This is a genomic window from Asticcacaulis sp. (genome assembly GCF_020217185.1).
Classification (GTDB): Bacteria; Pseudomonadota; Alphaproteobacteria; order Caulobacterales; family Caulobacteraceae; genus Asticcacaulis.
In genome coordinates, this window is sequence record NZ_JAIWNX010000319.1 from 1 (window position 1) to 14,684 (window position 14,684).

At 60.4% G+C, this 14,684-nt stretch carries 8 protein-coding genes; 2 read left to right on the top strand and 6 right to left on the bottom strand.

The window, feature by feature from the left end; translation table 11 throughout:
* The 5 genes from kduI to pelA all read right to left on the bottom strand — a co-directional run.
* On the bottom strand, positions 1-745 hold a 745-nt coding region (gene kduI, locus LDL37_RS16360), incomplete at its 3' end, for a 5-dehydro-4-deoxy-D-glucuronate isomerase (RefSeq protein WP_290799967.1).
* Between the two features lie 2 nt (positions 746-747).
* Positions 748-2,118: an oligogalacturonate lyase family protein gene (locus tag LDL37_RS16365; protein WP_290799968.1), complete on the bottom strand. Its 1,371-nt coding sequence runs from the start codon at positions 2,116-2,118 to the stop codon at positions 748-750.
* Positions 2,119-2,128: 10 nt separating this feature from the next.
* Positions 2,129-4,378, bottom strand: a complete 2,250-nt coding sequence (locus tag LDL37_RS16370) for a glycoside hydrolase family 88 protein (protein ID WP_290799970.1) — start codon at positions 4,376-4,378, stop codon at positions 2,129-2,131.
* Positions 4,379-4,459: 81 nt separating this feature from the next.
* Positions 4,460-7,813, bottom strand: coding sequence for a TonB-dependent receptor (locus LDL37_RS16375; protein ID WP_290799972.1), 3,354 nt, complete (start codon positions 7,811-7,813; stop codon positions 4,460-4,462).
* Positions 7,814-7,918: 105 nt separating this feature from the next.
* Entirely contained in the window at positions 7,919-9,232 is a 1,314-nt protein-coding gene (pelA, locus tag LDL37_RS16380; RefSeq protein ID WP_290799973.1) for a pectate lyase, read from the bottom strand.
* 377 nt (positions 9,233-9,609) lie between these two features.
* Between pelA and LDL37_RS16385 the strand changes: the two genes are divergently transcribed.
* Both LDL37_RS16385 and LDL37_RS16390 read left to right on the top strand, forming a co-directional pair.
* Complete coding sequence (locus LDL37_RS16385; RefSeq protein WP_290799975.1) at positions 9,610-11,958, top strand: hypothetical protein; 2,349 nt, start codon at positions 9,610-9,612, stop codon at positions 11,956-11,958.
* A gap of 57 nt (positions 11,959-12,015) precedes the next feature.
* Positions 12,016-13,143 (top strand): hypothetical protein, encoded by a 1,128-nt coding sequence (locus LDL37_RS16390; protein WP_290799977.1) that lies wholly within the window; start codon positions 12,016-12,018, stop codon positions 13,141-13,143.
* Between the two features lie 36 nt (positions 13,144-13,179).
* Here LDL37_RS16390 and LDL37_RS16395 read toward each other — a convergent pair whose 3' ends face one another.
* On the bottom strand, positions 13,180-13,653 hold the full coding sequence (locus LDL37_RS16395; RefSeq protein WP_290799979.1) for a VOC family protein: 474 nt from the start codon (positions 13,651-13,653) through the stop codon (positions 13,180-13,182).
* Positions 13,654-14,684 lie beyond the last annotated feature (1,031 nt).

Here is a 14,684-nt window from a genome sequence, read left to right on the forward strand (position 1 = left end):
GGATCGACCACGGCGGGCAGATGATGGCGTCTTCGTTGGCGCAGACGAGGTGGCGGGTGTGGCCCGGCTGACCCATGAAGTGAAACACGCGATCGCTTTCACCCATCTGAAAATAGAAATAGGCCTCCGAGCGGCGGTCGTGCAGGTGCGGCGGCATGGTGTTCCACACATTGCCGGGCTTGAGCAGGGTCAGGCCCATCAGCAACTGCGCCGAACGGCAGACGCGCGGGACGATCAACTGATGGATAATGCGCTCGTTTGAGGTCTGAAGGCTGCCGCGTTCCAGCGGGTGGCTGCCTGACAGGGGGATGTGCTGGGTGGGGTAGCTGAAATGCGACGGGGTAGAGGCCAGGTAGAAGCGCGCCGGGGTCGCGGCGTCCACGCTTTCAAACGTCACATCGCCCGTATCCGCGCCGATATAGAGGGCGTCGAGCGGGCTGAGCGCGTAGGCGACGCCGTCAACGCGCACCACGCCCGCACCGCTGCCGACATTGACCACGCCTATTTCGCGGCGCGCCAGAAAAGATGATCCGGCGGCGGAGGCGGGCTCGCTGACCACGGGCAGGCCGACGCGCTGCTGTACCGGGGCGGCCCCGCCGATCACGAGGCGCTCCTGATGCAGGTAGTTCAGTCTGACCGCTTCGGGGGCGAACAGGCCGCTGATCAGGTAGCGGTCGCGCAGGTCTTGCGTATCGGCGAGCGCCAGTTGGTCGGGGTGGGTGGCGTAATAGGTCTTTTCAAACATGATCAGCCGGTCACCCCCGGCCGCGCATCGACCGCATAGACGTGGTTGGCGCCGTGCATGTTGGAAACGAAGACCAGCCATTGGCCATCCGGCGTAAAGCGCAGATTGGGCTCAAGCCGGTAGTCGTGCGCCCCCATATCGACCAGCCGCGTCGCCCTGAACTTTTCAATCGTGATCAGGGTCTCATCATAGGAGGGCAGGTCGGCATCAACGATGGTTTCGGCCTCCAGCAGCGAAATCCATTTGCCGTCGGGTGCGTGGGCCACCATGTCGGCGTCGCCACCGTCCGAGGCAAAGGTTTTATTGTCGGGCGCGATGTTGAAGTGTACGCCCCAGTCGTTTTGTTCCAGCCGCTTCCACACGCGCTTGCCGGTGGCGAGTTCAAGGCCCGCCACCCAGAAGACCTGACCGCGCGGGGTTTGCAGGTCGTACCACAGCCATTTGCCATCGTGGCTGAAGAATTCGTGGCCCCATATCTCCATATTCATGCTGCGGGTGTGTACGCTTCGCAGCCCCGTGCCGTCGGATCGGATGAGTTTGATGCGATCCACGCGGTGCCACGGCCCTTCCATGCAGAAGCGGATCAGGGTCGGGTCGGTCGGTGAAAACTGGGCGTGGCCGATCCACTCCTCGGTTTTGAACAGGACGCGGCGTGCCTGGGTTTTCAGGTCAATGGTGAACAGCTCCGCCGGTACGCGCGCCGCCCAGCGTTCCAGCATCCGCACGCCCTTGGCCTTGGCGAAGTTGAGCGGCTTGCCGTCCGGCCCCAGCGCCGCGTATTCGGCCTGACCGAACTTTTCCAGCGAGCCCTTGTCCTTGGGCTGCAAGGGCTTGGCGCCATAGGCGACCTGCCCCAGCAGCAGGGTGTCATCAGCATTGGATCCGGTGATCCGGCCCGCCGGGATGCGCGTCAGCTTGCGCACCTTTTTGGTGTCCACATGGATGGCGTAGAGCGTCTTGGGACGGTCTTCGGCCTCGCCTTCACCTGCGTCGGTGACGGCATAGACGGCTTCGCGCGTGGTGCGCATCATGAACAGAAGATCGTTGTCCTTGCCCTTGACGAGCAGGCTGGTCTTCCAGTCGCTCAAACGCACGGCCACAATGCCCGACGGCGACTTGATCACCATAACATCGCCTTGCGGCGTATAGGCCGGGCGATAGAAGTAAAGCACGCCGGAGCCGTCCTCATCGGAAATCCGTATCACGCGACGACCGGTCTTTGGATCGGTAAAGGCGCGCGGAGCCTGGCCGGGCGGTGCCGTTGCGGGCACTGCGGGGGCTTGCGCCTGCGCGGCCTGCCCCATGATCAGAGGCAGTAGGGCCGAGGCCCCCCACAGGCCCTTCAACGCGGTACGACGGGTCGAATCCGACATGGGGTACTCCTTACTTTACAGGTTTAAAGCTGAAGGTCTGCGTTTTGACGAAAGCGTCCCACGCCTCGCGCGACTTGAAATCAAGCCCGCCGTCCCAGGCTGATCCCATATAGTAGGTGAAGGGCTGGCCCGGCGTGACGCGCACCAGAATCAGATAGTTTTCAGCGTCCTCGGCAAAGCCTTCGACCATGGCCGGATCAACGGCGATGGTGATGCCGATATGGCCGTGATCCCCGACATCCGGCTCCCAGAAGCTTAAAATGCCCGCCTTGGCGTCCTTCATCACCACGCCCGATCCGCCATCGCTCTTACGCTTGTTGATGCCGATACCGACGATCAGCGGGTCTTGGGTATCCGAGCGTAGGATCGAGGTCATGCGCGTGAAGTTCGACCCCAGCGGCAGCGAGAAGGTGCGCGTCTCCCACACCTTGCGCACAACATCGACGGGCCAGGGACGGTAATCGACGCTGAACTTCGCCTCATCGCCGCCGGTCTTGTCGATGCGGTAGGTCGAGAAGTTGCGCGAGGTCCACAGCTTGTTGTCGTACCAGATGCCAAGCCCGCCCGCGCCGCGTCCGCGCCCGACATCGTAATAGTCGAGCCCTTCGCCGCGGTCGGTGTGGTAGTTGGGGAATTTCAGCTGCCGGTCCATGAAGGGATAGCGCACGCGCTTGGCCCATACATCGATGCCGGAACCGGACGGGGCTTCGCGCACTTCCAGCGCCGGGCCATAGATGCGGTGCGCCACGCGGTCGTTTTCCCACAGGAGGTCATCCAGACGATCCGGCGCAAAGCGGGCGACGGCGCGCGGCGTCTGATCCGCCGGCGGCGTCAGCTTTTCGATGGGGGCCGGGCGTTTCAGCGTTGCCGGATCGTAGGCGAGGGCGCGCGTCGCCTTCATCTCGGCTTCACGGCGCGCCTTTTCGACGTCACCGACCACGGTCACCGGCGCGATGGGCTGCGGCGTGGTGGCAAGGATGGCGTCGTCGCTATCGCGGGGCAGGGGCGCTTCGGGCAGGCTCTGCACCGGTTCATTGAGACCCATCACCTCGATCCCGGCCAGCAGATAGGCCCCGGTGGCGTAGGGGCCGACATCGGTGGGCTTGGTCGGGACCGGGCGGTCGCCGGTCTTTTGCGCCGCGCCGATCAGGCCATTGGGCAGGACGTGGCGATTGAGCGCCGCCCAGCCCTTCGTCACCGCCGGCTGATAGGTGGCGCGGTCCAGTAATCCATGATTGATCCCCCAGGCCAGCGCATAGACGAAGAAGGCCGAGCCGGAGGTTTCGGCTTCGGGATAACCCTTTGGGTCATTGAGGTCGCTGCGCCACAGGCCGTCGGCCTGCTGCAATTCGATCAGGCGGCTGGCCATCTTTTTGAAGATATCGACATAGAAGGCACGGCCTTCAAACTCGGCGGGCATGGCGTCCAGCACGCGGACAAGGCCCCCCATCACCCAGCCATTGCCACGCGCCCAGTAGATCGGCTTGCCGTCGGTGCCCAGATGGCTCTGGTCCTTGAAACGCTCGTCGCGCAGGAAGAGGCGGTCCTGTTCGACCCACAGGCGCGCCGCGGTGCGCCGCCATTCTTTGTCCATGGCCCTGAGGTATTTCGGGTCGCCGGTCAGGGCTGATTGTCGCGCCAGCACCGGCGGGGCCATGAACAGGGCGTCGCTCCACCACCAGATCAGGGCTTCGGTTTCCTGCGGACGGTTGAGGTGCGGCACCATGTAATCGAGGCGCTGCTGCAAGGGCATCAGCACGCCCGGCTGGCCTCGTCGCGCATAAAGTTCCTGATAGAGGTCGCCGATGGCCAGCTCATCGGCATTGAGCATCAGGCGCTCGGCCCGCGCGCCGCGAAAGGCGTAATGATAATGCTCCGCCGTGGCGGTCAGAAAGCGCAGGGTGTCGGGATTGTCGCTGATCCGCGCCAGTCGCGCCGCGCCGACATAGAAGGTGGCCGCCACCCAGTTGGAGGAAATTTCAGAGAGGTTGGAGCCGGTCGAAAGCTGGATCGGGCGGCGGCTCATATCGGCGATTTGTGACGCGGCGACGTATTCCAGCACGGGCAGCACCGCCTGACGGCTCGGCACGCGGTCGGGGGCAAAGGTCGTATTCGGGCGCGGCGGTGGGGTGAGCCAGCGCGCTTCGATCCCCGCCACGGGGGTTGTCTGCGGCGCATCGGCGGCCCCAACGGATGAGGCCATAAGGGCGCTCATGACCAGCGACAGGGTGGCGTGTTTCAGGCGCGGGTGCGGGGTCATGGGAAACGTCCTTAAAAAGGTCCGGCCCCGGTGAAAGGGGCCGGACTCAGTTACGGGCAAAGTTACGCGTACTGAAAGGGTTTAGAAGGTGGTGATGATGCCGAAATAGTAGCGGCGACCGTAGTAGAGGGTATCGAAGACATAGGGTGCCCCGCCGGCGTCGCGGTACTCTTGCGGCGCATAGCGCGTCACCGTGTCATCGAGCAGGTTCTTGCCTTCGGCAAACAGCTCCAGCTTCTTGTTGACCTTATAAGAGACGCGCGCATCCAGCGATTTCGCACCGTTCTTGAAGACCGGCGTCACAGTCTTGAAGTAGCTGGTCTGACCGCCATAGGGCTCCAGATTGATACCGATGAGGTTCTGCGTCGCTTCGTTTGGTACGCGGTTGGTGCCTTCGCTGGCATCCATACGGTCGTAATAGAAGGTCCGTTGCTGATAAGCGACGCGGGCGTTGAGACGGCCATCATCGTACCAGAAATTGACGTTGTAATAGTAGTCAGACTGTCCGCGCGGCGGCAGAGCCTTGCCGGTGATCGGATCAACGGCAGTAAAGCTCTCATTGCTTTCGGTCGTTGAGTAGTTGAAGCCGCCACCGGTGTATTTAAAGTACCAGGGCAGGAAGGTGAATGCCGTACGGCCAGCGATTTCAAACCCGGTCTGCTTCAGGCCCGGAGGGCCGTCTTCATAGGTGGGGGCGATGTAGGTGTTACCCTCCAGCTCGTATTCGGGGAGCGTGATCGACTCCGGCCGATTGGTCTTGACGTCGATGGTGTAGGTGGCGAGGCTGAGCTGGGTATCTTTGTTGGGATACCACTCCAGCGACAGGTTGGAGGTGGTGGCCTCATAACCCTTCAGCTCCGGATTGCCGATGCGACCGGAGCAGCGGCGGTCGTTGACCGGCTCCGACTCTGCTTCAGGGTCAGCGTCATTCCAGTAGCCGGGGAAGGCAGTACCAAGCTCTTCGAGCGTCGCCTGATCAGCCGGGCTGATATAGTTGCAGGTGGCGGCCGAGGTGCCGGTAAGCTGGGCCATGCTGGGGCGGGCGCGCTGCTTGGCAATGGAATAGCGTAGCACCAACTGGTCCTCGATCGGCCAGACGGCGAGGTTCAGGCTGGGCAGGAAGTCGTCGGATTCGCGCATCACCTCGGTTTCGCGTCGGGACACAAAGGTGGTAACGGTGGGATCGATCCCCGTGCCGCCTGCGCGGATGGCGGCGACAAGGGTTGGGTTCAGTGTCGTCGTCTGGAAGATGACGGACGGCGCGGCCTCGACCTTGATCTTCTGATAGCGGACGCCGAGGTTACCCATGACGTTCATGCCAAACAGCCGGGTTTCAAAATCGCCCATCAGATAGGCCGAAGTGGTCAACTCGCTGGTCGAATAGCTGGGGCGCTCATAGGTTTTGCCGTCGGACGCGATACAGCTATAGAGGCAATCGAGGGTATGGTGGCTGAGGTCGGCATATTGACTTAACGTGCCGAACAGGCTGTCAAAATCGAATGCCTTCCACGAGTCGATCAGGCCACCACGGTCCGGCATGCCTTCAAAATAGTTGGCCCCCGGCAGCGTGATCAGACTGTTGTTGATTAGCTCCTGATACTGTTCGCGCGTCAGCATGTGCTCCTTTTCCAGACGATCCTGACTGGTCGCGCTGGTCACAAGGGTGCGTGAACCGAATTTGCAATTGGCGCCGGCCACGCTGGGGTCACAGAAACGCACATAGTCGAGGCTGCGGGCCCGCGACAGGGTAACGCCCGGTGCGATGTTGAAGCCGCCTTCGCGCCAGGTTTCGTTCTGACGGTCGGTATGCGAGACGCCGAACTTGACCGTCTTCAGCGGGCCGAAATTTTCGAAGAACCGCGTCACATCAAGCTGATAATTGATCTCGTTGTTCTTGTCGGCCTGCGGCGTATATTCCAGTCGCGCCGTTGTTGTTGGGTTCTGGAAGACGCCCGGACGCACGGGTGAGGAATTGTCCGGCGATGACGGGTAGTAGGAGGCCGGGTTGTTCAGATCGAACGACGGTACGTCAAAAGTCCACAGTCCGTTTTCCGGGATGACCCGGAAGGAGGCGCGGGGAATGGAGGCGATGATCTTGAAGGCGTCATCCTCACGCTCACCCTTGGAGAAGCCGTACTGAATACGGGCCTTGGCCAGCCACTGGTCGTTTTTGAAATCCGCGCCGAGTTGGCTGTAATGCTGTTCATTGGTGCGCTGGATGTCGCGGACCTGACTGTCATAGTTCAGCGTGGTGACGCCATTGCCACGGATCAGGTCGTAGGAGGTGATGTAGTGGTTCGCATTGACCACGACATTGCGCATATTGGTGCTCAGCGCGCCGGTCGCCGAGGTCGAGCCGGAGGGGGCGATGATCTGAAGGTTATAGGCCTGAAAATCCTGCTCGCGGATATTCGGATTGTAGGAGGCAAAAACCGTCAGATTATCGCTGACGCGGTAGTCTGCGCGTAGCTGGAACGAGGTGCGCGTGTCGCGGCGGTTTTCGCGACGCATGCGCGGCAGGGACGGGGCGTAGTCTTCCCACTGCGCATAGCAGGTCAGGCGCGGGTTGCGGTCGCGGTACGGATCTGGCTGGCCCGCAATGGCGACCGGGAGCTTGGCGCAGTCCGCCTTGTTGGTCACGGCCGCAGCCGTAGGCTCATAGGGCGTGATGAAGGTCTTTTCCGGCGAATTGTCGTGATCGCCGAAGGGCTGATAACCGACCTGCTTGTCCGACACGCTGTTGAAGTCGGTTGAGGTGCGCGCGTCGTCATAGGTGAAGTTGAACAGGATACCCAGACGGTTATCGAGGAATTTGCGCGTCAGGATGAGGTTGGCGCGTGGCGACCAGTTGCCGTCCAGCGTATTGCGCTGATACTGCAGATTGAACTTATACAGCGGCTTGGCGAAGTCGAGACCGCCGCGCTGTTCGATCTTCACCGTGCCGCCGACGCCACCGGGGCGCATATCGGCGGTCTGGCCCTTGATGACGTCCACGCTCTTGATCAGGTCCGAGGACATGTCGTTCAGGCCCGTGACCGACCGCCCGTTCTGCGAGTCGGTCGGCAGCATGGACATACCATCGACTTCCACGCGGATCAGATCGGCGTCCTGACCGCGAATATTAAAGCCACCCTGATCGCCGGAGTCGGTGATATTCAGAGCGACACCGGCGATGCGGGCGATGGCTTCGCCGACATTCTTGTCCGGGAAGTTACCAACGTCATCGGCGACGATGGAGTCCTGAGCCGTGGCGGCGCGCTTTTTACGATTGATGGCCGACTGCTCGGCGCGGCGCGCACCCACGACGATCACTTCCTGAACGTCGTCGGCATTGGCCGCCGGTTGTGCGGGTGTGTTCTGAGCCAGTGCGACGCTGGCCGTACTGAGCGCCAGCAGAGAGGCGCTGAACATAAGTGCGGTGCTCTTAAGTTTCATGGTCTTAATCCCTTCCCATTTGTGGTGTCCCCGGATTGGCTTCCGGGTGGTGTAATTGGTTGTTGTGAGCTGCGGTTACCGGTGTCATCCGGTCGCCGCAAAAGGTTATTTCGGGTATTTTTTCACCCAGTCGGCATAGGCATCTATGGCCTTTTTCGGCCCTGACCCGTACCAGGAATAGCCATTGCGGCGGCCTTTGGAGATGGTGTTCACATCGTCCTGAATCGACTTGTCCCAGTCGCCGAAGATCGGTTTCCCTGTCTGAATGTCGTAATTGCGCGACCAGATCGGACCCGCCCCCGGCTTGTCGATCAGCCTGCGGCCCTCGTCCTTGCTGACCTCGGTAAAGGCCTTGTCATAGATGGCATGGGCTTTCAGCCATTCGACGCCCGCATGGATGGCGGCGCGCACCTCTGCCGACGGTTTGGGCTGGCGCATCAGGAACAGCAGTACATCCGTGCTTTCAGCGCTGGCCAGAGAGCGCATCTCGTAATTGCGTGCCGAAATGGGGGCGAGCGTCAGGGCATCGACCTGCTGCGGCCAGATGGTCTTTTTGCCATTCACCACGATCTGAGAATCGAGAATGGGGCGTAAAGCGCGCGCGGCAGCTTCACCGGCCTTGCGGCGCAGATCGGCAGGCACGAAGGCGAAATCCGGCTTACCTTCGGCGATGTCGGTCAGAAGCAGGGCGGCCTGCGCCACCGCATCGTCATTGAAGGTGATGCCGTCGTGGAAACCGCCTTCCAGCGGATAGTTCTGCGGCCAGCCGCCATTGGGGTACTGCGCCATCAAAAGGTAGTGGATGCCCTTGAGGATGCTGGCGCGATAGGCGTCGCCCTCTTGGCCGGGGGCTTGCGCCTGCACGCGGCCCAAAAAGCGCATCTCCGTCCACGTCGCGCCATTGTCCAGCGTGCCGACAAAGGTCCAGAAGCGGTCGTGCGGGGCATCAAAACTGCCCGTATTCAGTTCCATCGTCTCGGCATTATTGCCAAAGCGCTGACCCCGCAGGCGTGGCGGCTTGGTGCGGTCCTGATTCTTGCTCCAGCCGCCCGACGGGGTCTGAAAGCTGACGATGGTGTCGGCCATGGCGCGCGCTTCGGGTGTGGCGTACCAGGCGGTGTCTTTATTGAGCGCCATCTTGCCGCTGCCGGCCACAGGTGGCGGGGGCGGGGTTTCGCCCGGCTGAAGCTCAGCGGCCAGAGTCGCCTTATCGAAGGCCATCTGCTTTTGCGAGCGCGCAATATAGTCGGCCCAGACGACGCGCTGCGCGGCGGGCAACTCGCCCAGACGGCTCAGGCTTACCTCAGGTGCCGGCGTATTGGTGCCGATCACTGCCGCCCCGACCATCTGCGGCCCGGCGACAATAGACACGGCAAGGCTCGTGGCGGAAATCAGGCCCACCCATCTCGCTGATGGCATTTTCGTCCCTTTTATCGGAATGTATTTTTTAAAATAGATACTCGAAGCGTGGGGGGGTGTAAACGAAAATGCTCAATTTCGACACATTTTTTGAAATCTCTTTCACTTGCGAAATATTGCAACGCAGCAGGGCAATTGCATGAAAAAAAGTGTGGCTTTCAAGTCATTTTTTGATTGAATGTGCGTGATTGTGAAGAAATGGCCGCGGTTCATACGATTGCTATCGTGGGATGGCGGTATTATGAAAAGGGGAAAATATCACGCCGGACACATTTGCCGCCCCTCCCCGACGCGGATAAAGCCGCTCTCTGGTGATACAAGATTACAAATAAAGAGACTGCGGATATAGCCGCTTACCCCTTACAGGAAGACCGCCCATGCCGATTTCGCTTTCCCGTCGTCATCTGCTGCTCACGGCGGCGGCCACGGGTGCCTCGGTCGCCTTACCCGCCGTGTCGGCTGAAACGACGCCCATCGACCGTGAGGCGCTGGTCCGCCGCCACAATCCGACCCTGACCACGGTCGATCCGCACGCGCCGCTGATGTTGGGCAACGGCAATATCGGCTTTACGGCGGATATTACCGGGCTTCAGACCTTTACAGAGCCTTATTCGAAAATCGCGCCGCTTCTGACCGAGGCGCAATGGGCCTGGCACAACTTCCCCAATCCGCAGGGCTATACCGTCCGCGATACGCAGATCGAGATCGACGTGCGCGGGCAAAAGCGCCGCTATGGCTATATCAAAGACTGGGCAGAGGCCGCGAAGAACCCGGCGGTGGCGTGGATTCGTGAAAACCCGCATCGCTTCTCGCTGGGACGGCTGTCGCTGGACCTGCGGGCGAAGGACGGGACGCCCGCGCGCTTTGCCGACATCAAGGACACGCGGCAGACACTCGACCTGTGGACCGGCACCCTGACCAGCCGCTTTATCTATGAAGATGAGGCCGTGACGGTCGTGACCCGCGTCGTGCCCGACACTGACACGATCATGGCCGAGGTCACCTCAGTTCTGGTGGCGCAGGGCCGTCTGGGCGTCGCCGTGCGTTTTCCCGGCGTGTCGAAGACGCTCAATCCTGACCCGTCGGACTGGACCAATCCGTCCGCCCACACCACGACTGAGGTGTCTCGCAAGGCCGGTGAAGTGCGCCTGAAACGCCAGATCGACGCGACCACCTATCACGCCGCCATCTTCGCACCGGGGAGCGCTATCGAGGCCAGCGCGCCGCACAGCTATCGGGTCAGCGCGACAACCCCGACCCTGAGCGTCATGGCGTCCTTTTCGCCTGATCCCATCGCGGCCCTGCCACAGCCCGCCGTGGCCAAGGCGGCAACTGAAACGCACTGGATCGACTACTGGTCGCAGGGCGGCATGGTCGATTTCAGCGGTTCGACCGACCCGCGCGCGCCGGAGCTGGAACGCCGGGTCATCCTGTCGCAATATCTGATGGCGGTGAATGCGGCCGGGGCCTTCCCGCCGCAGGAGGAGGGGCTGTTCTCCAATAGCTGGAACGGCAAGTCGCACCTTGAGATGCACCCCTGGCATTCGGCGCACTTCGCCCTGTGGGGCCGGCCGCACCTGCTGGAAAAGAGCCTTGGCTGGTATGTGACCTTCCTGCCCAGTGCAAAGGCACGCGCCGCCGAACAGGGCTTAAAAGGCGCGTGGTGGCCCAAGATGATCGGACCGGATGGCGTCGATAGCCCGTCCAAGGTCTCACCCTTCATCATGTGGCAGCAGCCGCACCCCATCTATATGTGCGAACTTTTGTATCGCGCAGGCGACAGCGGACGCATCCTCAAAACCTATGGCGAACTGGTCGAGCAGAGCGCCGACCTGCTGGCCTCTTTCCCCTATCTCGATGAACAGACGGGCACGTACCGGCTGGGGCCGCCGATCATCCCGGTGCAGGAGAATTTCGATCCGCTGACCACCTATGATCCGGCCTTTGAGGTGGCCTATTATCGCTGGGGCATCGAGACGGCGCAGGCGTGGCGCGAGCGGGCGGGTAAAGGCCGCCGCCCCGACTGGGACGTGGTGCTGGCCAAATGGCCAGACCTGCCGCACAAGGACGGCCTTTATCTGCCCGTGCGTTCTGAACCAGATTTCTGGGACAAGGCGGCGGGGGCGTGCAGATCGAATGCGGTTGAGCCCATCCCGAAAAGTGTGAAGCGGTTTTCGGATTCAGATGGGCGACCAAACAGACATTCGGAGCTTGCTCCGAATGAGACGTGCCAGAATCGCGACCATCCGTCCTTTCTGATGCCGCTGGGCTGGTTGCCGGGCCGGGATGTCGATAAACCCACTATGCGTCGCACGCTGGACCGCATGAAACGCGACTGGGATTTGCGCCAGACCTGGGGCTGGGACTACGCGATGATCGCTATGACGGCCGCGCGGCTGAATGCGCCGGATGAGGCGATTGACTGGCTGTTTTTCGAGGCCAAAAACAACCATTATGGCCAAAGCGGTATGACGCCGCGCGTGCATCTTGATGCCCACGCCGCAGCCTTTGTCCCGACGGCGACCGGGGCGGGCGTGCAAGCGGACACAGGGCCCGACGGACCGGGTTATCAGCGCGCGGCGGAGACCTATTTCCCCTCGAACGGCAGCCTGTTGCTGGCTGTCGCCCTGATGGCCGGCGGCTGGGACGGGCAGGGCGGGGCGGCCCCCGGCTTCCCCAGAAACGGCTGGCGCGTGCGGGCTGAAGGTCTGCGGCCGTCGTTGTAACGGACCTGTAGCCAGAGTTAGCCATTCGTGGCTATAAGTGGCTACAGGAGGTTGAACATGGCAAAATCGGAATGGCATTTCCCGCGACGGGCCTTTGCCGAGCAGGTCTATAGCCTGCTGATCGACAGCCCGGCTTCCGCACTCAGTCTGTTCGGCCCGCGCCGCACCGGCAAGACCGAGTTTCTGCGCGAAGACCTGGCGCCTCTGGCCGAGGCGCGCAAACACCGCGTGGTATATGTCAGTCTGTGGCAGACGGTCGAAGCCCCGATCGCCAGCCTGCTCTACGCCTTTGACGCGGCCCTGCGCGGTGGGCGGCTGAGCGACCGGTTAGGGACGGCGATGCGCGACCTCTCACCCACACTCAAACTCTCTGCGCCCGGCGGCACAGAGGTCGAGGTCGATCTGGGGAGCCTGCGCGGCAAACCGCAGGACGATCACCTGCTGCTGCTCGATCAGTATTGTGAGCGGCTGGCGGATGACAAACACCCGACGCTTTTGCTGTTCGACGAATTTCAGGAGGTGGCGCGCAGCCCGCACACCGCCCCCATCGTTGCGGCCCTACGCACCAGTCTTGACCGCCGGCGCTCAGGGCTGGTCTCGGTCTTTACCGGCTCGTCGCAGGAGGGGTTGCGCAAGGTGTTCAATGCCCGCGAAGCGCCCTTTTACCGCTTCGCCACCCAGATGACCCTGCCGGTACTGGATGACGGCTTTGTCGATCATCAACTGGCGGTGTTTCGGGCCAAGGCACGCCGCCGCATCGAACGGAGCGACGCGCTGAGGGTATTCGCGCGCATTGAGCACAACCCCTTGTTTTTTCAGCAATGGCTGATCGCGCTGATGGCGCACGATCGCCTGACGCCCGATACAGCCATGACGCATGTGCTCGATGAGCTGGGGGCACAGTTCGGATTTGACCGTCTGTGGAGCGGCCTTAGCCCGCTTCAGCGCGCCACCTTGCGGCTGCTGGCCGAGCATATCGAACAGCCCTATGCCGAAAGCTCGACCGCGCGTCTGGCGGCCCTGACGGGAGGGGGGGCGCCGACCATTGACCGCGTGCAGACGGCGCTGCGTCGCCTGTCGCGGCTCGGGGTGGCTGAAAAGGTAGAGCGCGCCTGGCGGCTTAACGACCCTCTGCTCGAAGTGTGGGTGCGTAGTCGCCCGGAGACGGATTTCAGGACTGGTTAGCCATTTATAGCCATTCATGGCTACAAATGGCTAGTTTCACCCTTTCGCTGCCGCTTCGATGGCCGCCACGTCGATCTTTCCCATGGTCATCATGGCTTGAAAGACGCGCTCCGCCACCGCCCCGCCTTGTTTCATGGCTTCACTAAGAACACGCGGCGTGATCTGCCACGACAGGCCCCAGCGGTCCTTGCACCAGCCACACGCGCTCTCTTTGCCGCCATTGCCAACGATGGCGTCCCAATAGCGGTCGGTTTCGGCCTGATCCTCTGTGGCGATCTGGAACGAAAAGGCTTCGGTTTGCTGGAAGGCGTCGCCACCATTGAGCCCCAGACAGGGAATGCCGCAAACAGTGAATTCGACGGTCAGCACCTGACCCGCCTTGCCGCCTGGGAAGTCGGTCGGGGCCTTATGTACGGCGGTCACCGCGCTGTCCGGGAAGACGCTGGCGTAAAAGCGCGCCGCCTCTTCGGCCTCGCGCGCGTACCACAGGCAAACAGTGTTCTTGGGCATGATAATCCTCCTTGCGGGCTGAATCTGTCGTTTGAAGGGATGCTGTGCTAAACTGACATCCCGTCAGGCTCACCGAGCGCGTAGCTCGGTTTCTTTGAGTAAATTTTTAACCACACATAATTAGTGCGATCCACTCAATATTCCGTTATTTAAAAAAATTGTATCAAATTTCAATTTGTTGGGTATAATAATGGATAATTTCTTAATATATATATATGGATTTTATTCTATCAATATTCATGAATACTTATTTACATTTATTTTTGGTTTTTGTTTATCAATATTATTTGATTGGAACTTAAAGTCAGTGGTTCAATATGCTTACTCATCTGCCAAAGGGGTATTGAAATCAAATTATAAATTTCCTAACGGATTTCGACTTTTTCTAGTGTTGTTTTATGTGACATATGGGTCATACTGTTATGTCAATGTTGTAGAAATTTTGGATTTTAGAATCTTAATTTTACTAATTTTATTCGTAATATATACATTTTATAGCGTTTATATTTTTATTAAAGACATGGACGGCGTTTAGGTCATTTCGATACGAAGTCGTCGACGCTTTCACTTGCAAAATCGGCTTTCAACAAAATTTGCGATTGAAATTTACAAATTGTAGTACTATTGCCATTATTAAACCAAATTGAAATAATAATCGCTGGACAAGGCGCACATGTCAGGGAGATGATGGTCACAGGTTTGGCCGTTTGACCCTGACGTGTCTGAGGCTCTGATCCCTTTCGGCCGATCCCACGCGGAATGGCCCCATAGCTCCGACGCCCCTTAAGGCCTGCTACGGTCCGGGGCGTATAGCGAGTACGTGAGTGTGTGTTTGATCACGTAGTTTACCCGGTTCCCGGTCTTGAGACTTCATAAGACGGGTTCGGTTTTATTTCTCTCTCAGATCTTACCCACTGTCGCGCGACAGTGGGTTCTTTTTTAGAGCGATGTGCGGAAACGGAGTTCGGCGAAGCCAAAAGTGTGAGCGGTTTTCCGCAAAAACATCGCGACAAAACAAAAATTTAGAGCGA